Source organism: Mameliella sp. CS4 (assembly GCF_019392335.1).
Classification (GTDB): Bacteria; Pseudomonadota; Alphaproteobacteria; order Rhodobacterales; family Rhodobacteraceae; genus Antarctobacter.
This window is the reverse complement of record NZ_JAHXRQ010000082.1, coordinates 1-819: the sequence shown is the minus strand read 5'-3', so window position 1 is coordinate 819 and position 819 is coordinate 1. Positions and strand designations below refer to the sequence as shown.

The 819-nt window shown below is 61.9% G+C and carries 2 protein-coding genes; both read left to right on the top strand.

All coding sequences use genetic code 11. From position 1 onward, the window contains the following. The first annotated feature begins 74 nt into the window (after nucleotides 1-74). Nucleotides 75-341: a transposase gene (locus KZZ07_RS26615; protein ID WP_094037428.1), complete on the top strand. Its 267-nt coding sequence runs from the start codon at nucleotides 75-77 to the stop codon at nucleotides 339-341. A gap of 35 nt (nucleotides 342-376) precedes the next feature. Next, a partial coding sequence (locus KZZ07_RS26610) for an IS3 family transposase (protein ID WP_219519930.1) occupies nucleotides 377-819 on the top strand: 443 nt, incomplete at its 3' end.

The window sequence follows — 819 nt, the reverse complement described above, 5'->3', positions numbered from 1 at the left end:
TGCCCCCAAAGAACTGGGCCATTCAAAAGTAGAGTTTGTTCTCGTAACGTTCAAAACGACGAGGAGAACAGACGATGCGCAAATCACGTTTCACCGAGGAACAGATTGTCGGGATCCTGCAAGAGTATGCGGCCGGGGCGAAGGTCTCGGAGTTATGCCGCAAGCACGGCATGTCGAACGCCACGCTCTACAAGTGGAAGGCCAAGTATGGCGGCATGACGGTTTCCGAGCTGCGCCGGCTGAAGGATCTGGAAGCCGAGAATGCGGAGCTGAAGCGGCTTCTGGCGGATGCCATGCTGGATAACGCCGGTCTCAAGGGGCTGCTGGCAAAAAACTCCTGACGCCTGCACGCCGCCGGGATGCCGTGAAGAGGCTGATGGATGAGCATCAGTTCACGGAGCGGCGGGCGTGCAGGCTGGTCGGGATTTCACGGTCGAGCCTAGTCTATCAGGCCCGGCCAGACCGCCACGCGCGACTGAGAGAGCGCCTGATTACCCTGTCAGGCAAGCACCGGCGGTATGGCTATCGCATGCTGCATGCCAAGCTGGTCCGTGAGGGCTTCAGGGTGAACGTGAAGGTGGTCGAGCGCATCTACCGCGAAGAACGCCTGTGGCTGCGCCGCACAAAGCGCAAGAAGATCCCCGGCGAGGCGCGCGAGGGCAACTGGTGCCCGATTGCCCCCAACCAGCGCTGGTCGCTCGACTTCACCAGCGACGCGCTGGCCAATGGCCGCAAGTTCCGCACCGCCAACCTCAAAGACGACTGCACCCGCGAGTGCCCGGCCATCGAGGTGGACTTTTCACTGCCCGGCGAGCGGGT

Bases quoted from the DNA above. Each gene is read 5' to 3' on its own strand.
- KZZ07_RS26615 (WP_094037428.1), top strand. From the start codon at position 75: ATGCGCAAATCACGTTTCACCGAGGAACAGATTGTCGGGATCCTGCAA.